The organism is Dactylosporangium maewongense (assembly GCF_039531485.1).
In the GTDB taxonomy this organism is placed as follows: Bacteria; Actinomycetota; Actinomycetes; order Mycobacteriales; family Micromonosporaceae; genus Dactylosporangium; species Dactylosporangium maewongense.
Window position 1 is genome coordinate 187,090 of the sequence record NZ_BAAAQD010000016.1, and the last position, 19,326, is coordinate 206,415.

The window sequence follows — 19,326 nt, forward strand, 5'->3', positions numbered from 1 at the left end:
ATTTTGCAGGTAGGATTAATAGACATGCATGACGATGGCGTCATGCGCTTCTTTCCCAGACGTCCACGGCTTCTGATCGCCGCCGCGGCCGCGTTGCTCGCGGCCGCCGCCTCTGCCGCGGTCGCCTCCGCGGGCCGCACCGCCGAGGCCGCCGAGGCCGCCCCGCCGCCCAACATCGTCTTCGTCCTCACCGACGACCTGGCGTGGAACCTGGTTCAGTTCCTGCCGCAGGTACAGCGGCTGCAACGCGACGGCGTCACGTTCACCAACTACACGGTGACCGACTCGCTGTGCTGCCCCTCCCGCTCGTCGATCTTCACCGGCAAGTTCCCGCACGACACCGGCGTCTTCACCAACGGCGGCGCCGACGGCGGATTCGGCGTCTTCAAGGGCCGCGGCAACGAGGAACGCACCTACGCCACCGCACTGCGGGCACAGGGCTACGCGACCGCCATGATGGGCAAGTACCTCAACGGCTACCTGCCCGCCGACACACAGGGCGGCGCGCTGCCGTACGTGCCGCCGGGCTGGTCCGAGTGGGACGTCGCCGGCAACGGCTACGCCGAGTACAACTACGACCTCAACGAGAACCATGCCGTCGTGCACTACGGCTCCACCCCCGCGGATTACCTGACCAACGTCCTCGCCCGCAAGGGCAGCTCCTTCATCCAGCGCAACGCGGCCGCCAACACCCCGTTCGTGCTGGAGGTCTCGACGTTCGCGCCGCACGCGCCGTTCACCCCCGCACCCCAGGACCTCGACGCGTTCCCGGGGCTCACGGCGCCGCGGACCCCGGCGTTCGACGCGCTGCCCGCCGGGGCGCCCACCTGGCTGGCCGGCCAGGACCCGCTGACCGCGGCCGAGAAGACGAAGATCGACACGGACTTCCGCAAGCGCGCGCAGTCGGTCCAGGCCGTGGACCGGCTGATCGCCAAGCTGCGGGCAACCCTCGAGGACAGCGGCGTCGCGGACAACACGTACTTCGTGTTCAGCTCCGACAACGGGTTCCACCTCGGCGAGTACCGGCTGGCGCAGGGCAAGCAGACCGCGTTCGACACCGACGTCCGGGTGCCGCTCGTCATCGCCGGACCGGCCGTCCCCGCCGGCAGCACCCGCACGGAGATCGTGCAGAACATCGACCTGGCGCCGACCTTCCAGCGCCTCGCCGGCGGCACCGTCGCCTCGGACGTGAACGGCCGCAGCATCGTCCCGCTGCTGCAGGGCCAGCCGGCGGCGAACTGGCGCACCGCGTCGCTGATCGAGCACCACGGGCCGGACGCCGCCGCCGACGACCCGGACGCCCAGACCGCCCGCGACGGCAGGCCGACCACCTACGAGGCGCTGCGCACCGCGTCCTACACCTACGTCGAGTACGCCAACGGCGAGCGCGAGTACTACGACCGGCTCGCCGACCCGTACCAGCTGAACAACGTCGCGGCGCAGCTGCCCGCGGCCCGGCGCGCGGCCCTGCACACCGCGCTGCAGCGGCTGCGCGACTGCCACACCCACGAGGCCTGCTGGACCGCCGGCCACGTGACCGCCTGACACCCGCGGCGGCCGGTCACCCCGCGGGTGTCAGGTGCCCGTCGAGCTGGGCGGCGAGGTCGGCGGCGCGGCCCACCGCGGCCCGCGCCCACGACGCGGCCGGGCTGGTGTCGGCGTCGTCGAGGCCGAAGGCGAGCAGGCCGGTGAGCTGCCGCAGGTTGCCGGCGATCACCCGCACGTCACCGTCGGGCAGCGTGCCGAGGGCGGCGGGCAGCAGGTCGAAGTAGCGCTCGGCGGCCTGTCTCGCGGCGGCCCGCTGGGCGGCGAGCTCTTCCGCCGCGTGCTGCTGCTGCGGGTGGAACGCGACCTCGTGGTGGGTGAGCGCCTCGCTGGTGTAGGACGCGCCGAGGTCCGCACGGTGGTCGCCGGGCAGGCCCGGGTAGATCGCGCGGCCCACCTGGAGGATCGGGGCCATCGGCGCGGAGTCGGCGGAGCCGAAGACCCGCAGCCGGGCGACCCGGTCCAGCTCGCGGGCGACGGCGAGGCGTTGCGCGGGGTCGAGCGGCCCGCGCAGCGCCTCCGCGTAGGCGTCGGCGGCGTGCCCGGCCGCCTCCCGCTGCGCGGCCAGCTCCTCCTGCGGGTGCGGCTGGGCGGGGTGGAACGCGACCTCGTGGTGGGTCAGCGCCTGGTTGGACCAGGACCGGGCGATCTCCAGCTCGTGCCCGCCGATCCGGGCGTGCAGCTCGCGGGCGAGGGTGGCGGCGCGCACGCCGGCCGACGAGTCGGTCGAGCCGAACGCGAGCAGCCGCGCGAGCAGGTCGAGCTGCGCCACCAGGATCCGCAGCCGCTCCGGGGTCACGGCGCTCGACGTCGCGAGCCGGGAGGCGACCTCCCACGCGTTGCCGGCGGCGGCGAGCTGCGCCGGGATGTCCGCCGGGTGGGCCGCCTGGGCGCGGGTCAGCCACAGCGCCACCGTCGCATAGGCGGTGCCCTCCACCAGCGCGAGCTCGGCCTCGGCGGCGGACGCGTCGCGGCCCTCCGCGCGCAGCGCCGCGACGAGGGCGTCGAGGGAGGCGGCGAGGACCCCGACCCGGTGCGGCGTCAGGTCCGCCAGCGGCGTCCCGGACGGCTCCGCCAGGGTGCGCAGGACGCCGGAGCGCCACACCGCCGGCTCGGCCTCGGGCGTGGCCGCGTACGGGCCCGGCACCGGCAGGTCGCCCGGGCCGCCGAGGTCGTACACCCGCAGACCGCCGCTGGACGGCTCGATCACCCACGCGCCGGGCCACGGGCGCCACACGCCGCGGTCGGGGACGCCGTCGCCGTCGTAGTCCGCCCCGGCGGGCAGGTCCGCGCTCGTGTCGACCTGCGCGGCCCGCCAGTCGAGCCGGTCCGGCTGGCCGGGCGGGCTGACGTAGGCGATGGTGTACCGCCCGGTCGCCGACGCCGTGGCGTAGGACGGCTCCCGGTCGGTGCGGACGGTGAACGGCGCGTCGACGACCGGCCGGTCGTCCTCGGTCTCCCAGGCGCCGCTGGCGTGCTCGTCGGGCTCGAACAGCCCGTCCTCGTCGAAGATCTCCAGCCGCACCCCGAACGGGCGGACCGCGGCCGGGCCGGGCCCGATCGTCGCCGTCCACGGCGGCCCGGCGGCGTGCAGCGAGCCGCCGGTGCCGAAGACGTCGCCGGCCTCCAGCTCCGCCCAGTTGTCCTCGTCGCCGAACTGCCACCGCCGGACCCGTTCGACGACGCCCTGCCGGACCAGCCCCGAGTACACCTCGGCGCTGAACCAGCCGTCGGCGGCGCCGGAGTCGCCGGACGCGACGATCTCGACCCGGTCGACGGTGACGTCGACCCGCCGCTGCCGCAGCGTCACCGGCGCGACCGTCTCCGACCAGTAGCCGCGGGTGTCCATGACCCGCACGATCACGGTGTACGTGGCGCCGGGGCGCAGCTCGTGGCCGGGTGCCTGGACGAGCTCCTCCTGCCACGCCTGCCGCAGCTCGCCCAGCACGAGGCGGCCCGCGCAGGTGTCGAACGCGTGGTAGGTGTGCCCGTACGGGCGGTGCTCGGCCGGCGCGCCCTCGCCGATCTCGGCGATGAGGCAGACCGGCCGCGCGTCGTTCGTGACCTCGAGGCGGACCCGGTCCGCTTCGGGGAACGCGTGGACGCCGCCCTCGTCGACGAGGTTCCCGGGCCGGCCCGTCGCGATGACGTACGCCACCTCGGCCCGCGGCGGCGGCGTCACACGGGGGTCGGCCTGCGGGTCGGTGGTGCCCCAGACCCGCACCACGGTGCCGGCGGTCAGCAGCGGCGTGTCCAGGTGACCGGTCCGCTCGAACGTGTCCAGGCCTTCCTCCGCCGCGGCCTCGCCCCGGGTACGGACCGTCGACGCGCGCATCTGTGCCCGGAGCGCCTCCCCCGTGTACGACACCCAGACATCGGGCTCCGAGGACAGCCAGATGATCGGGCTGCCCGCGAAGCACGTGTACCGGATCCGCCGCACCTCGCCGCGCTTGAGCGGCGACACCACGACGAAGTCCTCCTCGACGCTGAGCCGCACCTGCGGGCGGGCCGGGTCGCCGAGGGTCGGCAGCTGCTCCCAGCGGAACCCGTCGCCGATGTGCCGCTGCTGGAACAGGTCCACCCACGACTGGCCGTCGCACCGCGCGAACAGCCACAGCGGCGCGCTGCTGTCGCCGTCGGGTTTGTCCTCGTCGCGCAGCTGCACGACCGACACCTCGTCGTAGAACCCGGTGCCGACGGTGCCGGCCTCGGCCCAGTCGTTGTTCTCGTGCTCGTAGCCGGGGTTCGGCCGCCAGAAGTGCCGGATGCCGCCGGTCCGCGACGGCGCGAACAGCTCGTAGTTGCCGTGCCGGCCGAAGCCCATCCACGGGTCGGAGCGGCCGCGGTCGCTCTGGATGATCGCGGGCCGTCCCCGCACCCCGCGGCCGATGTCCTGCGGGTACTGGTTCGCCTCGAACGTGCGCAGCGTGCCGTCGCCGCGGACCGCGACGTACATCTCCCGGCCGCGGTAGTTGTCCTCGAAGTCCGTCTCGTGGGTGCCGACCGTCCCGAGCACCCAGCCGACGCCGTCGAACGGGCCGGTGACGGGTTCGGTGTCGGCGCTCACGGCGTACAGCCGCACGATCTCCTCGAACGGCCCGCCGGTCCAGTCGTACACCGTGGAGTGCAGCGTCATGAGCTGGTGCTGCCGATACATCCCGCCGCCCGTGCGGGGTGCGGTGACCAGCAGCAGGTTGTGCCGCGGAGAGCTGTCCCCGTCGACGGGCGCCCAGCGGGTCCGGGTGAGCGTCGCGCTCGCCGCGTCGGCCAGGTCGCCGCCCAGCCCGACGCGGGCGCGGGTCCACCGGTTCGGCGGCCCGTTGTCCCGGAACCAGTGCACGGTCCGGCCCGACTCGACCGTCACCAGCTCGTAGTTGTTGTGCTCGCCGTCCTGGCTCTGGTAGTCGCCCTCGTGCCAGCTGACCGAGTCGACGACCCCCGCCGACGGCGGCACGCACGGCCACGGCCCGCTCCACCGCCCGGCGCCCCGGTCGAACCAGTACAGCGCGAACCCGCCCGCCGGCCACGGCACGATGACCTCGACCGTCCCGTACGTCGTGTTCTGCGCGAACCCCGCCGCGAAACCCACCTGTCCCATTGCCGTGTCCCCCCGGTCCGAGCCTGTGTGGGCTTCACTATGTGCGCCTTCCCCGCGGCGGCGCTGTCGCCAGTCGGCCAGCCGGATCGTGTATCTGGCGGCGGCCGGGGTGTTCCGTGCGGTGGCTACGGCGCTTCAGCCGCCGGCCTGACCAGCCGCGCCGAGATCGTCAGCGCGACGTGCCGGCCGACCAGGAACCCGGGCGCCCTGATCCCGACGTCGCGCAGGTCCAGCCGGGCGGTGCCGGTGACCGACAGGCCGTCCAGGGTGCCGTCGATCCACAGTGGAGCTTCCGCGCCGGCGACCCGCAGCACGGCCTTCGCCCGCCATCCGGCGCCGGCCGGCTCGATGTGCCCGGCGGTCAGCTCCATCCGTGGGTGGTGCGCCACGTCGAGGAAGCGCCTGCCGCGCAGGTCCTTGTCGCGCCGCGGGTTGCCGGTGTCGATCGACGCCGGGTCGAGGGTGCCCTCCAGCCGCACGGGACGCCCGCCGGCGTCGAACTCGACGGTGCCGCCGGTCACCGCGATCGTGCCGTGCACGGTCCGGAACCCGAAGTTCCGGGCGGCGAAGCCGGCGCGCAGCGGCGTCGCGACCGTCCACGTGCCCGTCATGGTCGTGGTGGTCATGCCGGGCTCCCCACGGGCGTGAGCGGCAGGTCGGCGTGCACGAGGTGATAGACGCCGATCCGGTCGGGGCCGGTCAGCAGCGCCGGGTCCTCGCCGGGCAGCAGCGGGGTCGACATGACCGCCCGGACGGCGGCGTCGATGGCGTCGGCGGACTCGGCGAGCGTCACGATCGTCACGGCGTTGCCGGCGGCGCGCAGCCGCACGGTCCAGACGATGCCCGGGAGGTCGCGGACGGCGGGCCACAGGCGGGTGGCGGCGCGTTCCTCGGCGGCGGCCCACTGCGCCGTCCGCGGCCCGTCGAACGCGACGACCTGCATGTACCTGGCGGGCGCCGGGCCCTTGCCGCGACGGGCCTCGACGATCTCGAACCGACCCTCGCCGGACGCCGCGATCATGATGCCGTCGCCGCCGCCGACGGGGCGTCCGATGATCGCCTCGGCGGTCGCCGTCGTGGCCAGGGCCTCGTCGACCCACGCGGTGTCGACCGGGTGCGGGTCGGGGACCGTCTGCACGGTGATGTTCATGCGGTCGAGGATCGCGGCGGGCGGCGTGGCGGACATCCGTACCGTCACTGAACCCGCCACTGAACCGCGATACTGTGCCGGTGTCCACGTTCGTCGGCCGGGACCGGGAGCTCGCCGCGCTCACCGGCGCCTTCGAGGCGGGCGGGGTCGTGCTCGTCGACGGCCCGGCCGGCATCGGCAAGACGACGCTGGTCGACCGGGCGCTGCGGCAGGCCGGCGCGACCGCGGTGCGCGGCTACTGCCCCGCCGAGCCGGCGCCGCCGCTGTGGCCGTGGCGGGCGGTCCTGCCCGGCGCCGTCGCTCCCGATCTTCAGGCGCCCTTCGAGCCCACCGCCGCGGCCTCGGCCCGGTTCGCGGCGCTCGCCCGGCTGAGCGACACGGTCCTCGCCGGTGGTCCGCCCCTCATCCTCCTGGAGGACCTGCACTGGGCCGACGTGGCGTCGCTGGACCTGCTGCGGCACGTGGCGCAGGGCGCGGCGGGTGCCGGTGTCACGGTCGTCGGCACGGTCCGGTCGCCCTCACACGACGCGGTGGCGCTCCGGCTGGCGGATCTCGCCCGGTACGGTGCGGTGCGGGTGCCGCTGTCACCCTTCACCCTCGACGAGGTGGCGCGGCTCGTCGACGCCGCGGCGGCGCCGGGCGTGCTGGCCCGGACCGGCGGGTTGCCGCTGCTGGTGGCGGCCGTCGGGGCGGGGTCGGGGCCGGGCGACCTGCCCGCCGTCGTGCGGACGCTGCTGGCCACGCTGAGCCCGCAGGAGCGGGCCGCGGTGCAGGCCGCGGCCGTGCTGGGCGAGGAGGTCGACGACTCGCTGCTCACGGTCGTCGCCGGTACGCCGGTGGACGGGTTCCTCACCGCCGCCCGGCACGCCGGCCTGCTGATCGTCGCACCGCCGGAGCACCGGTACCGGTTCGCGCACGCGCTCGTCCGCGACACGATCGTCGCCGGCCTGGAGCCGGCCGCGCTGCGGGAGCTGGCCCGGTCGGCGGCCGTCGCGCTCGAGTCGGCGACCGCGTCGCCGGCCGCGGCGGGCGGGCGGGGCGCGGTGCCGGCCGCCCGGATCGCGGCGCTGTGGCGGCAGGCCGGGGTGCCCGGTGCGGCGGCGGCCTGGTCGCGGCGGGCGGCGGCGCAGGCCCGGGCCGCGCACGCGTACGACGACGCGGCCGCCCACCTGTCCGCCGCGTCCACTGTGGAGCTTCCGCCGGCGGAGCGGGCCGAGCTGCTCGTCGAGCTGGCGCAGGCGGAGTACCTCGCCGGCCGCTACGACCGGTGCCTGGACCACTGCGTGGACGCGGCCGGGTCGGCGGCGGAGGCGGGCCGTGGGGACCTCGTCGCGGCCGGCGCCCTGGTGCTGCAAGGGGTGACGTACGCGCACGCGGGCAGCGTCGTCACGCGGCTGTGCCAGCGGGCCCTCGCGTACCCGGACCTCGGCGACGGCCTGCGGGCCCGGGTGCTGGCGCAGCTGGCCGTGATGACCGCGGACGCCGGACAGGTGGGCCAGGCCGCGGCGCCCGCGCGGGAGTCGCTCGTGCTCGCGTCGGCGTGCGGCGACCCGCACGCGGAGATCGAGGCCGCCCGGGCCCGCGAGATGACCCTCGTCGACCCGGCCGACACCCCGGAGCGGCTCCGCCTCGGTGACCTCGTCGCCGACCGGGCCGAGGCGCTCGGGCAGCCCCTGGCGGCGCTCATCGGCCACGAGTGGCGGATGCAGTGCGGGTACCTCACCGGCCGGCTCGACGTCGTCGAGTCCGCGGCCGCGGCAATCGAGGACCTGGCGGGCCGATCGCCGCTGCCTGTGCTGCAGTGGCACCGCAACCGGATGCTGGCCAGCCGGGCGACGCTCGCCGGCCGGTTCGACGACGCGGTCGCGCACAGCCGCCACGCGACGGCGATCGCGCTCGCGTCCGGCGACCCGAGCGCCAACGTGATGCACTTCGCCCACGGCGTGCACGTCGCCGTGCTCCGCGGTGACCCGTCGGCGCTGCCGGAGGGGCTCGACGCGGCGTTCGCGGGCGCGCCCCTCGATCCGCTCATCGACGTCCAGCGCGCCAACGTGGCGCTGCTGACCGGCGCCCTCACCGATGCCCGGGAGGTGTACGACCGGCTGCGCGCCCGGCTGCCGCTGCCCGCCGACCATCCCGCCTGGCCCGCCGTCCTGACCCAGCTGACCGGCCTGATCGAGCACTTCGCCGACGCCGAGGCCGCCGAGATCGTCCACCGCCAGCTGCTGCCGTTCCGCCCGTTCCCGGGCGCGCTGGGCACGGCGACGGTCTTCTTCCACGGCACGGTCAGCCGCTTCCTCGGCCAGCTGGCGGCGGTGGCCGGCGACACCACCGGCGCCGTCGAGCTGCTGCGCGAGGCGCTGACCCGCAACCGGGCGATCGGCGCCCGCGCCGACCTCGCGCTCACCGGCCTGGCCCTGGCCCGGGTCCTGCCCGCCGGGCCCGAGGCGGCGGCTCTCGCCCGGGACGCGGCGGACCTCGCCACCCGCCTCGGCATGCCCGGCCCGGCCGCGGCCGCCGGGTCTTCCACGAGCGCCGATCCGCTGACGGCCCGCGAGCGGGAGATCGCCGGCCTGCTCGCCGAGGCGCTCACGAACCGCCAGATCGCCGCCCGCCTCGTACTGTCGGAGCGCACCATCGAGTCACACGTGCGCAGCATCCTCGCCAAGACCCAGTGCACCAACCGGACCGAGTTCGTCGCCCGCTGGCCCGCTCACCACAGCATCGGAAAACGCCCGTAACCGAGGGCCTTGTCGTACACCGCCCGCAGCCACGGCTCGCGCACCTCTGGCAGCCGCCCCAGCGTCGCCACGAACACCCTCCGGTCGAGGTGGAACGGTGTGTGCGGCAGCAACGGCGCCGGGTCGTCACGGCGCTCCGCCGCGGGCAGCGCGACCGGTCCACGTCTCGGCCGGTACGCCAGGTGTGCCCACACATCCCATTCCAGCGGGACACCGTCACCCTCGCCGGGCAGCGGCCACACCGCGCCGGTCTGCGGGTGCCGTGGCACCAGCGCGAGGTCCACGGCGCCGGTCGGCAGGCCCGGCCCCGCCAGCGTCAGCGTCCTCACCGGCGCGCCGTCCGGCAGCATCGCCGCGAGCACCGGCCGCAACAGCCCCGCCACCGTCGGGTCCTGGACCGCCACCGGCACACCGCCTGACAACGCCAGCAGCCGGGCCACCGCCGCCGCGAACGCGGCCGACCACAGCGGACTCCACCAGCCGCGCTGCTCGACCGGGCCGACGCCGGGCCGTCGCACCCGCAGGTCGTCCCAGGTGAGGACCGCCGCATCGGCGCCGCTGACGCGGCGCACCGCCCGCGGGTCGAGCCACACCGCCTGCCAGTGGCCGCAGTCGTCGATGCGCGTCGCGACCAGCCGGCCGCAGCGTTCGCACTCCAGGTTGGGTCCGTCCCGGCCGTCGGGGCCGAAGCACCCCCCGTCGGCGGCAACGTCGCTGAACACGGTCCCGCGGACGTCGCCGGGAGCGAGGAGGACCGCGCCGTGCGGCCCGCCTGGCAGCACCGCCGGCACGTGCCCGCCGCTCGGCCAGGGCGGTCCGGGCGAGCCCGGATCCACGGCGAACGTGCCGGGCTCCATCAGTACACCGAGCAGCTCATGCGACATGTGCTGGTGGGCCTGGACCGGCAGCGCGACCTCCGACACAGGCACGGTCAGCTCGGCCCCGCAACCCCCGCACACGAACATCGCCACCCATTCTCTCCGCGACGCCCGCAAGATGCCAAGGGGTGGCGGCGCCGCGCCGTCATGGGGTGAGGGTGGCGATGAGGGCGCCGGCCTCGGTGCGGGACATGTCCAGGCCGCGGACGTAGGCGTCGGCGTGGCGGGGGGCCGGGGCGCCGTGGCGGTTGCGGTGGGCGTTGGCGCGGCCGATGGCCTGGGCGGTGAGGCCGACGCGCCGGCCGATGCCGGTGACCGCGCCCCACAGCAGCGCGCCCGCCTCGCCGTCGCCGGTGAGGGTCAGGGCGCGGGCCAGCGACAGCGACGTCACCAGCCACGAGCTCACCGTCGGGGCGTCGTCGAGGCGGCTGGTGAGCCGCAGCGCGGCGTGCCGGGCGTCGTCGTAGCGGGCCTGGTCGAGGGCGACCTCGACGCCGAGCCAGCTGGCCACGGTCACCACCCAGCCGTAGCCGCAGTCGCGGGCGGCGTGGCGGGCCTCGGTGAGCAGCTCCGCCGCGCCGGTGAGGTCGCCGGCCAGGTACCGGGCGTGCCCGGACACCATCCGGCCCTGCGCGAGCAGGTCCGGCCAGCCGACCCGCTCCGCGGCCCGGTGCGCCCGGGTGGCGGCCTCGCCGGCGAAGGTCGCGTCGCCGGACGCCGCCGCCACGAACGACAGGCAGCACAGCGCGTCGGCGCGCAGGTAGTCGTGGCCGGCGCGTTCCGCGTCCCACACCGCCTCGTGCGCCTGGGCGACGGCGTCGGGCACGTCACCGGCGATCGACCGCAGCGCCGACAGGCCGAGCAGTGCCCGGCTGCGCGCCGACTGGCCGGTCGCCGACCTGTCCTGCCCGCCCGCGGCGAGCGCGGCCCGCAGCCAGGCGGTGCCCTCCGCGGTGGCGGCGTCGTGGAACCAGTACCAGGCGACCCCGCCGGCGATGTCGACGGCCGCGGCGCCGTCCCCGTCGGCGAGCGCGCTCCGCAGCGCGGCCCGCACGTTGCGGCGCTCGGCGTGCAGGCGGCGCAGCCAGTCGTCAGCGGCGGCGGTTCGCAGCCCGGTCGCGGCCTCGGCGGCCATGCGCCGTGCCCACTCCCGGTGCCGGCGGACGGCGCGGGCGCCTTCGTCCTCGTCGAGGAGGTGTCTGGCGTACTGGCGCAGCGGCCGGCCCATGCGGTAGCGGTGCGCGGTCCCGCCGTCGCGGTGGACCTGGATCAGCGACCGGTCGACGAGCCCCGGCAGCCGGCCGCGCCGGCCCGGTGCGACGGCGTCCATCGCGTCGAGGTCGAACCCGCCCTCGAACACCGACAGCTGCCCGAGCAGCGTCGCGTCCGCCGGTGTGAGCGCCCCGCCGAGCGGGTCGGTGGCGGGCCCCAGCAGCGCGGTGGGGTCCTCCCGCAGGTGCGCGGCGAGCACGGCCAGCGGCAGCGCCCGGGACAGCGTCGCGGCCCGCTCGACCGCCGCCGGAAGGCACCCGACCGCGGCGCAGACCGCGGCGGCGAGCCGGCGGTCCGCGGTGCCCGGCGCCCGCGCGGCGGCGCCCGGCATCCGCGTGAGGAACAGGTCGACCGCTTCGCCGACCGGCAGCGGCGCCAGCTCCAGCAGCGCCTCGCCGGGCACGCCGAGCGGCTCCCGGGCGGCGAGGAGCACCCGCAGCCCGGGGGCGGCGGCGCGTTCCAGGGCGGCGGCGACGTCCCGCGGGCTGGGCGCGCCGTCGACCACGAGCAGCCGGGTCGCCGGGCCGGGTTCCTCCGGCCACCACACGGTGGGGATCCCGGTCAGGTCGGCGTGCCGCTGCCCGTACTCCAGCACCAGGCGGCTCTTGCCGACCCCCGGCGGGCCGGTCACGGTGACGACCCGCGCCGACCGCAGCAGGTCGGCGACGGCCACCAGATCCGCGGCGCGCCCCACGAAGTCCGTGTCCTGCGGCGGTACGTCGGAGGTGACCTCGATGACCGGACCGCCGGAGGCCAGCGGCTCGTGCCGCAGGATCGCCGTCTCCAGACCGCGCAGCCCCGGCCCGGCGTCGACGCCGAACCGGCCGGCGAGCGTCTCGCGGGCCTCCCGCAGCACGTCGAGGGCGTCGACCTGGCGTCCCGACCGGTACAACGCGACCGCCAGCAGCTGCCAGAGCTGCTCCCGGCCGGGGTGCTCGCGGGCCAGCCCCGACAGCTCGGGGATCACCGCCTCGTGCCGCCCGAGACCCACGTCGGCGGTCACCCGGCCGATCCGGGCCTGGACCCGCACCTCTTCGAGGCGGCGCCCGGCGACCAGGGCGAACGACGCGTCGGGAAAGTCGGCGTACGCGCCACCGCGCCACAGCCCGAGGGCCTGGTCCAGCGCGGCCCGCCCCGGCTCGAGCTGCCCGTTCGCGATGAGGTCCTGCCCCTCGGCGGCGAGCGCGCTGAACACGTCGGCGTCGAACGCGCCGGGTGCCGGACGCACCGCGTACCCGCCGCCGACCCGCACCAGGACCCGCGACGGCGACCTCGGCGGCCGGTCGGGTTCGAGCGCGCGCCGGAGCCGGGCGAGGTGGCTGTGGACGGTGCCGAGCGCGGTCGCGGGCGGCTCGGCGCCCCACAGCACCTCCACGATCCGGTGGAACGGCACCTCCTGCCCACCGGTGCTGAGCAGCAACGCGAGCAGCATCCGCGGGCGCAGGCCGCCGAGGTCCACCTGGTCGCCGGCGATCGTCACCTCCAGCCGTCCCAGGACCCCGAACCGCGGATCTGCCATGGTCGTACACCTACCCGAATGATCGTTTACACGGACGTCGGGTCAGACGACCAGCACCGCCCCGCGGTTGCGGCGGCGGTCTGTCGCAAGTCCGCCTGCGCCGGCCGCGCCGATGCGCTATGCGGACCTCGTCGCCGCAGGCTCGGCTACGGCCACCGCGCCTGCACCTCGTCGATCGCGTCGAGCACCCCCTGCGCCGCGCCGGGCCCGCCCACCCGGACGATGGTGCTGGCGAGCGCGCCGATCGCGGCGAGCGAGCCGTAGGTCCGGTGCTCCGGCAGCGCGCGGCGCAGCACCTCGACCGCGAGCCGGACGCGCTCCGGCGACGGATCGGCGTCGACGAGCGCCTGCGCCCGCCCGGCGAACGCCTGCGCCGGGAAGCGCCCGCGCCCCACGGCCGGCAGGGCGGCGGCCAGCAGCTCCGGGGTGAGCCGATCGGCGAGCCGGGCCAGGAGCTCGGCGCGCCAGAACCGGTTCGGATCGGCACCGGCGGCCGCCGCGGCGTCGGGCAGCAGCTCGTCCGGCAGCCGCCGCACCAGCTCGACGAACCGTTGTGCCCGGGTCTCCGGGTGGCGGATCGCGGCGACCGCGGCGACCGCCTGCCGCTGCAGGTCGGCGGGCAGGTACGGGGCCAGGGCGGCCAGCAGCACCGACGGGGGCCGTGGGCCGTCCCCGGCCAGCACGGCGGCGATCGTCGCCTCCCGCCGCTCGGGCGGCAGGTGCCGGACGGCCCTGGCCAGGGCCTTCGCGCGGCTGTCGGGCGCGGCGAGGGCGAGGGCCAGCTCCGTGGCCCTCGCCGCGACGGCCGGCCGCTGCTCGGGCGGCAGGTGGGCCGCGATACCGGCCAGCAGGTCGACCTCGGAACGGTCGCCCCGGGCGGCGGCGAGGGCCTGCTCCAGCGCGGCGGCGCGTTCCCCGGCGGGCAGGTGCGGCGCCAACGCGGTCAGGGCCTTCGCCCGCAGCGACGCGGACCGGACCCGGCCGGCCGTGGCGGCGGCGACGAGCAGCAGCTCGGCGGGCAGGTGCGGGGCGAGACCCGCCAGGACCTCGGTCCTGACGCGCTCGGTCCTGACCGCGGCGGCGGCGTCGACGGTACTGCGCAGCTGCCCGACGGTCAGGTGCGGGGCGAGCAGAAGCAGGGACTCGGCGCTGCCGTACTCCTCCTGCGCCGCGTGCAGCGCCCGCGTGAGCGCCTTGCCCACCGCGGCGGTCCGCAGGTCCGCGGTCAGGTGCGGCAGGAGCCGGATCGCCACGCCCGGCCGGTGGCGGCCTTCGCGCAGCGCGTCGGCGGCGGTGCCGGCCCGCAGGTCGGGCGGTAGGTGCGGGATGAGCGCGACGAGCGCATCGGCCCAGCTCCCGGGCTCGGCGAAGGCCGCTGCGAGGGAAGCGGCCGCTGCGGCGCGGAACCGGTCGCCGGAAGCGTCGCCGCCCAGCAGCCGCCGGACGGCCGCCGACCGCCGCTCCTCGGGCAGAAACGGGACAAGCGCCGCCACCGCGTGCGCATGGTGGATCCGGCTGTGGATGGCGGTCGTCACCGCGAGGGCGCGGGTCAGCGCGTCGCGGCCGGCCGGCTCCGGCGCGTAGGGCGCGAGCCCGCTCCACGCGTCGCGGCGGTCGTGGTCGCCGCGCAGCTCGCCGGCGGCCTCCAGGAGCTGGGCCACCCGCTCCGGCGGCAGGCTCGGCGCGAGCGTGCAGTACAGGTCGAATCGCGAACTCGGCGAGGTGATGGCGTCGGCCGCGGCGAGCGCCCGGTCGAGCTGCCCGGGCGACAGGCGCGGTGCCAGCCGGCGGAGCACGAACGCACGGTCGGTCCAGCCGAGCGCGAGGGTGGCGGCGAAGGCGACCTCGATCTGGTCCTCGCGGAGGTGCGGCGCCAGCCGGTCGAGCGCGGTCGCGGACGCCGCGGCCGTCGCCGCGTCCAATGCCTCGTCCAGGGCCTCGTCCAGCGCGTACGGTCCGAGGGCGCTCAGTGCCCTGGCCCTGGCGCCGGCGTCGCCGAGCGCGTCGGCGGTGGTGAAGGCCACGCTCAGCACGGCGGTGCGGTCGGGCTCGGGCAGGTGGGCGGCGACGCCTGCGAGGGCGCCGACGCGGTGCTCGCCCTCCTCGACAGCGCCGGCGGCGGCGCGGGCGCTCGCGAGCTGCGCGGGAGACAGGTGCGGCGCGACCGCGGACAGCGCGTCGGCCTGCTGCGACGGGTACCGCGCCAGCAGGGCAGAAGCGAACGCCTCGGCGACGACCTCGGCACGCCGTGGCTCCGGCAGGCGGGGCGCCACGCCGGCGAGGGCCCGGACCCGGTAGTCCGGCGGGTCGATGGCGCGGGCGGCGGCGACCACCGGGTCCAGCTCGTCCGGGGCGAGGTGGGCGGCCATCGCGGTGTACTGGTCCGCGCGGTAGCTGCCGACGGAGCCGGCCAGGCCGTCGAGGATCCGGGCGGCGACGGCGGGGCGCTCGCCGGGGTCCAGGTGCGGCAGCAGACGGTTGAGCAGGCCGGCCCGCCCTTCGGGCGAGCTCAGCCGGTCGGCGTGGGCGACGCCGCGCGGGGCGGACCACAGGCCGGCGGCGACGAGCCGCTCCACCAGGTGCGCCGGGACGTTCTCGGCCATGCTCAGCAGGCTGGACACGACCAGGCCGTGCCGGATCTCGTCGACGAGGCTCGGCGCCACCCCACCGCCGGCCAGGGCGGTGTCGGTGTCCGCAGCGGCCCGCCGCCAGGCCGATTCCGCTTCCTCGAGCGAGCCGTCGGCCAGCTCCCCGGCAGTCATTGCGACACCCTACGCTCAGATGCGGGCGCCCTTCTTGAGGTTGCAGCGGCGGCACAGCAACTGCAGGTTGCCGGCACTGGTCGCGCCGCCGCGGCTCCACGGGATGACGTGGTCGAACTCCAGGTACTCGGTGGCCTGGCACTCCACGCACGCGCCACCGTCGCGCTGCCACACCTCCGTCCGCACCGCGGCCGGCACCGACCGGGAGTCGCGCTGGGCCGGTGTGACGGCGGTGCGTCTCGCCTTCCGCATCGCGCCGGTGAGCACGGCCGCCACGTACTCGGGGTCGCTGACCTCGTAGATGCCAGAGCCCCGCCTGGCGGTCGTCGAGATCACGATGTTGGTGTACTCGGGCCGGACCTCCACGATCCTCGACCAGGGCAGGTCGGCGCCGGCGCCGCCGACGAAGCGGAACTTCGCGTTGGTGGCAATGATCTTGCCGGTGCTGCGCCGCAACCCGGTCTCCGCCTCCCGCACATACACCGCCGGCTCCTCCAGGTGCAGGACCTCGCCGTCTCCGAGGTTGAGCCTGGTGTGCTCGACCCTCGGCACCTCGCCGTTGCTGATGAGACCGATCTCCAGCCCGCGCTGCATCCGCCGGCGCATCTCGACGACGGCGGGATCGGCGATGCCGAGCTCCCGGACCGCCTCCTCGAACTCGTCCATCTCGTGCTGCTCGATGAGGTCGTCGGCGAACGCGAACGTCAGCACTCGGTGCAGGTAGTGCAGCGCCGCCGGCCGCAGGGCCTCCCGCCCGTCGCTCTCCGGGATGCGGTGCCGGCGCAGCTCCGCCCACAGGGCGTCCCAGTCAGGCCCGCTCGGCCCGGAGGAGGCCAGGACCTCGGCCGCTTTGGTGCGCCATGCAGCGAGGAGAGCCACGCTGTCGGGTGCACCTGCGTCACCGTCGTCGTCCTCGTCGACGGTGACGCCGTAGCCCGTCACGAGCCCGGCCAGCCCGGAGTCCCAGCCCTGGCCGACCGCCCTGAACTTCCAGCCGTCGCCGCGCCGGTACAGCTCGCCGAACACGACCGCCGCGACCCGTTCGACGTCCTGGATCGGGAAGCTCGCCAGCTCGCGGCCGTGCTGCCCGGTGACGGTGACCTTCAGCCCCGGCACGGTGTCGAACGTGCCCGCGTCCATGGATCCGGCGATGACCACCTTGTGCACGTCGGACGGCAGCCGCCCGAGGTCGACCACGATGGTGGCCGTGCGATGGCCCCCGTCCGTTGCGTGCATCGTCAGGCACCGAACGGCCGAGCCGGGGCCCGACGATCGTGCGGGTCCGGTGGCAGCGGGTCCGGCGTCCCGTGACGCCGGGCCCGCCGGGGCGGGGTGCTACGGCTGGACGACCAGGCGGAAGGACTGGGCGGGCCGCCAACCTGTCCGTCAGGGGATCCACCGTCGCACAGTGACGACCGGCTGACCGTGACGGGGGGCGCAAATCGGTGAACCTCGAACGTTCGGGTGAGATCAGGTACGTAACCGTCAGGATAGTCTCGTGCCCGTGACGCGGGAGGCGCTTCCGTCGGCCGGTCCCGTGGCGGGGGTGGCCGCGTGGCGGTACGTGCAGGCGGCCGTCGCCGTCCTGCTGCTCGGGACCGTCTGGTGGGCCGCGTTCCTCGCCGGCTGGGTCGACTCCGAGGCGTTCGCCTACGTCTTCGTGCCGGTCGGTGGGGTCCTGGCCACCGCGTCGGTGCACCACATGCTGCTCGGCGGCGGCCTCGACCCCGTCGCACGGCGGTTCTGGCGCGGGCTGCGGGGCGCCATGGCGCTGATCACCATCGGGTACGCATGGCTGGCGCTGGACATGCTCACGCACGCCGACGAGGCCCACACGCGCACGATGCCGGTCCTCGCGGCCGTGAGCGTCGGGATCGGGTTCCTGGCCGCGTTGTGGGCGGTGGCCCGGGTGCCGGTGATGCCGACCGGCGGCGTCGAGTGGTGGCGGATGCTGCTGGACCGCACGATCGGGTTCCTCGGCTGCGCGGCGGTCCTCTGGTACGCGGGGCTGGCGCCTATGCTGTCGGCCCGGGAGCCGTGGAGCCGGCAGGCGATGGTGCTGGTCGGGCTCGCGTTCGTGGCCGCGGTCGGCGCCGCGACGAAGGTGTCCTACGTCGCCGGCGGCCCCGTCGACCGGACCGCGATCCGCCTCATCGCGGCCAGCGGCGGCGTCACCGCCGGGATCGTCGCGGTGCTCGCCGTGCGGTTCGGGCTCATCGCCGCCGTGCCCGCGCAGGCGGTCGTGATGCCGCTGACGCCGGTGCTCGCCACGCTGGGCGTCGCGGCGCAGTGGCGGGCCAACCTGGGGCTGCGCCGCGACAGCGCCCGCAGCGGCAAGTGGCTGCCCTACCTGGCGGTGGTCGCGGTCGACCTGCCCCTGGTCGCGATGGCGTTCGGCGCGCCGCTGGAGTGGCCCGGCCGCGTCGTCGTGATCGCCGCCGTGCTGGTGACGGCGCTGGTCACGGCCCGGCAGTACCTCACGTTCCAGGACAACACGCGGCTGCTCGCCGACATGCGCGACCAGGAGGAGCGCCTGCGGTACGAGGTGAGCCACGACGCCCTGAGCGGCCTCGCCAACCGGGCACTCTTCCGGGGCCGGATCGCGACGGCGCTGACCTCCCCCGACCCGGCCTGGGTGCTGCTGGTCGACCTCGACGACTTCAAGGCCGTCAACGACCTGCTCGGCCACGGCGTCGGCGACCGGCTGCTGGTCTCCGTCGCGCAGCTGCTGCAGGCCGAGGTCGGCACCGCCGGCCTGCCGGTGCGCGTCGGCGGCGACGAGTTCGCGGTGCTGCTCACCGGCCCCGGCGCCGACCCGGAGGACCTCGCCGCCCGGATCCTGGCCGCGCTCGACCAACCGATCAGCGAACACCGGCTGCTGGTGCAGGCCAGCATCGGCATCGCCGCCGTACGGCCCGGTGCCACCGTCGACGCGGTGCTGCGCGACGCCGACGTCGCCATGTACACCGCGAAACAACGCGGCAAGGCCGGCTTCGTGCGCTACGTCGACGGCATGGGCGAGCCCGTCCTCGCGCACATGCAGCTCGGCGGCGAACTGCGGCGGGCCCTCGACGGCGGCGAGCTGCGGGTGCTGTACCAGCCGATCCTGCGCCTCGACGACCGCCGGCTCGTCGGCGTCGAGGCCCTCGTCCGCTGGCACCACCCGACCCGGGGCGTCATCAGCCCCGCCGAGTTCATCCCGGCGGCGGAGCGGACCGGGCTGATCGTCCCGCTCGGCCGGTTCGTGCTGCGCGAGACCTGCCGGCAGGCGGCGAAGTGGCTGGCCGAGTTCGGGCCGGACGCGCCACAGCGGGCCGCCGCCAACGTCTCCGCGCGGCAGCTGCACGACCCCGACTTCGTCGCCGACGTCACCGCCGCCCTCGCCGACAGCGGCCTGCCCTGCGAGCGGCTCGTCCTCGAGGTGACGGAGTCCGCGGTGCTGCGCGGGCAGCAGGTGTCGCGGACGCTGTACGACCTCGACCGCATGGGCATCCGCCTGGCGCTGGACGACTTCGGCACGGGCGAGTCGTCGCTGAGCCTGCTGCGCGCGTTCCCCGCCGCGATCGTCAAGCTCGACAAGTCCTTCGTCGACGGCGTCGAGATCGACGACGGCCAGCCCGCCGCCGTCAACGCCCGCCAGGCGGTCGCCCGCGCCGTCGTCCAGCTCGCCCACACCCTCGGCCTCGACACGGTCGCCGAGGGCATCGAGAGCGCCGAGCAGGCGGCTGTGCTGCGCGAGCTCGGGTACACCGTCGGCCAGGGTTACCACCTCGCCCGCCCGATGACCGCCGAGAGCGTGTCCGCCCTGCTGGCCCGCCAGCAGTCCCTCACCGCCGCCGACCGCTGAGCCGCCGCCGGTGG

Annotated in this window: 10 protein-coding genes and 1 pseudogene; 3 read left to right on the forward strand and 8 right to left on the reverse strand. The window is 76.1% G+C overall.

The window, feature by feature from the left end; translation table 11 throughout:
- Positions 1-24 precede the first annotated feature (24 nt).
- Complete coding sequence (locus ABD332_RS35315) at positions 25-1,545, forward strand: sulfatase family protein (protein WP_344506969.1); 1,521 nt, start codon at positions 25-27, stop codon at positions 1,543-1,545.
- A gap of 16 nt (positions 1,546-1,561) precedes the next feature.
- Here the strand turns inward: ABD332_RS35315 and ABD332_RS35320 are convergent, their stop codons facing one another.
- From ABD332_RS35320 to ABD332_RS35330, 3 genes are all read right to left on the reverse strand, one after another.
- Positions 1,562-5,143, reverse strand: a complete 3,582-nt coding sequence (locus ABD332_RS35320) for a hypothetical protein (RefSeq protein ID WP_344506971.1) — start codon at positions 5,141-5,143, stop codon at positions 1,562-1,564.
- A 125-nt stretch (positions 5,144-5,268) separates the two neighbouring features.
- Positions 5,269-5,769 (reverse strand): YceI family protein, encoded by a 501-nt coding sequence (locus tag ABD332_RS35325; RefSeq protein ID WP_344506973.1) that lies wholly within the window; start codon positions 5,767-5,769, stop codon positions 5,269-5,271.
- Complete coding sequence (locus tag ABD332_RS35330; RefSeq protein ID WP_344506975.1) at positions 5,766-6,329, reverse strand: hypothetical protein; 564 nt, start codon at positions 6,327-6,329, stop codon at positions 5,766-5,768. Before ABD332_RS35330 ends, ABD332_RS35325 begins: the two co-directional genes overlap by 4 nt.
- A gap of 44 nt (positions 6,330-6,373) precedes the next feature.
- Between ABD332_RS35330 and ABD332_RS35335 the strand changes: the two genes are divergently transcribed.
- Positions 6,374-9,034 carry an AAA family ATPase gene (locus ABD332_RS35335; protein ID WP_344506977.1) on the forward strand — a complete coding sequence of 887 codons (2,661 nt, stop codon included), beginning with the start codon at positions 6,374-6,376 and terminating at the stop codon, positions 9,032-9,034.
- Here ABD332_RS35335 and ABD332_RS35340 read toward each other — a convergent pair.
- The 5 genes and pseudogenes from ABD332_RS35340 to ABD332_RS35360 form a co-directional block, all read right to left on the reverse strand.
- Positions 9,007-9,999, reverse strand: coding sequence for a hypothetical protein (locus ABD332_RS35340; RefSeq protein WP_344507257.1), 993 nt, complete (start codon positions 9,997-9,999; stop codon positions 9,007-9,009). The genes ABD332_RS35335 and ABD332_RS35340 overlap by 28 nt on opposite strands.
- Before the next feature lie 58 nt (positions 10,000-10,057).
- The gene (locus tag ABD332_RS35345; RefSeq protein WP_344506979.1) at positions 10,058-12,703 is read right to left on the reverse strand and encodes an AfsR/SARP family transcriptional regulator; all 2,646 of its coding nucleotides are present in this window, start codon (positions 12,701-12,703) and stop codon (positions 10,058-10,060) included.
- A 146-nt stretch (positions 12,704-12,849) separates the two neighbouring features.
- Positions 12,850-15,465, reverse strand: coding sequence for a hypothetical protein (locus tag ABD332_RS35350; RefSeq protein ID WP_344506981.1), 2,616 nt, complete (start codon positions 15,463-15,465; stop codon positions 12,850-12,852).
- A gap of 15 nt (positions 15,466-15,480) precedes the next feature.
- A complete protein-coding gene (locus ABD332_RS35355) occupies positions 15,481-16,131 on the reverse strand; it encodes an HNH endonuclease (protein ID WP_344507259.1) in 651 nt (216 codons plus the stop codon).
- A 276-nt stretch (positions 16,132-16,407) separates the two neighbouring features.
- Positions 16,408-16,713, reverse strand: a pseudogene (locus ABD332_RS35360) (TerD family protein); the annotation flags it as partial.
- Between the two features lie 250 nt (positions 16,714-16,963).
- Between ABD332_RS35360 and ABD332_RS35365 the strand changes: the two are divergent.
- Positions 16,964-19,312, forward strand: coding sequence for a putative bifunctional diguanylate cyclase/phosphodiesterase (locus ABD332_RS35365; protein WP_344506983.1), 2,349 nt, complete (start codon positions 16,964-16,966; stop codon positions 19,310-19,312).
- The last annotated feature ends 14 nt before the right edge of the window (positions 19,313-19,326 follow it).

Coding starts and splice junctions, on each gene's coding strand:
- ABD332_RS35355 (WP_344507259.1), bottom strand. CDS start 16,131: ATGGACGAGTTCGAGGAGGCGGTCCGGGAGCTCGGCATCGCCGATCCC.
- ABD332_RS35315 (WP_344506969.1), top strand. CDS start 25: ATGCATGACGATGGCGTCATGCGCTTCTTTCCCAGACGTCCACGGCTT.
- ABD332_RS35350 (WP_344506981.1), bottom strand. CDS start 15,465: ATGACTGCCGGGGAGCTGGCCGACGGCTCGCTCGAGGAAGCGGAATCG.
- ABD332_RS35345 (WP_344506979.1), bottom strand. CDS start 12,703: ATGGCAGATCCGCGGTTCGGGGTCCTGGGACGGCTGGAGGTGACGATC.
- ABD332_RS35340 (WP_344507257.1), bottom strand. CDS start 9,999: ATGTTCGTGTGCGGGGGTTGCGGGGCCGAGCTGACCGTGCCTGTGTCG.
- ABD332_RS35320 (WP_344506971.1), bottom strand. CDS start 5,143: ATGGGACAGGTGGGTTTCGCGGCGGGGTTCGCGCAGAACACGACGTAC.
- ABD332_RS35330 (WP_344506975.1), bottom strand. CDS start 6,329: ATGTCCGCCACGCCGCCCGCCGCGATCCTCGACCGCATGAACATCACC.
- ABD332_RS35325 (WP_344506973.1), bottom strand. CDS start 5,769: ATGACCACCACGACCATGACGGGCACGTGGACGGTCGCGACGCCGCTG.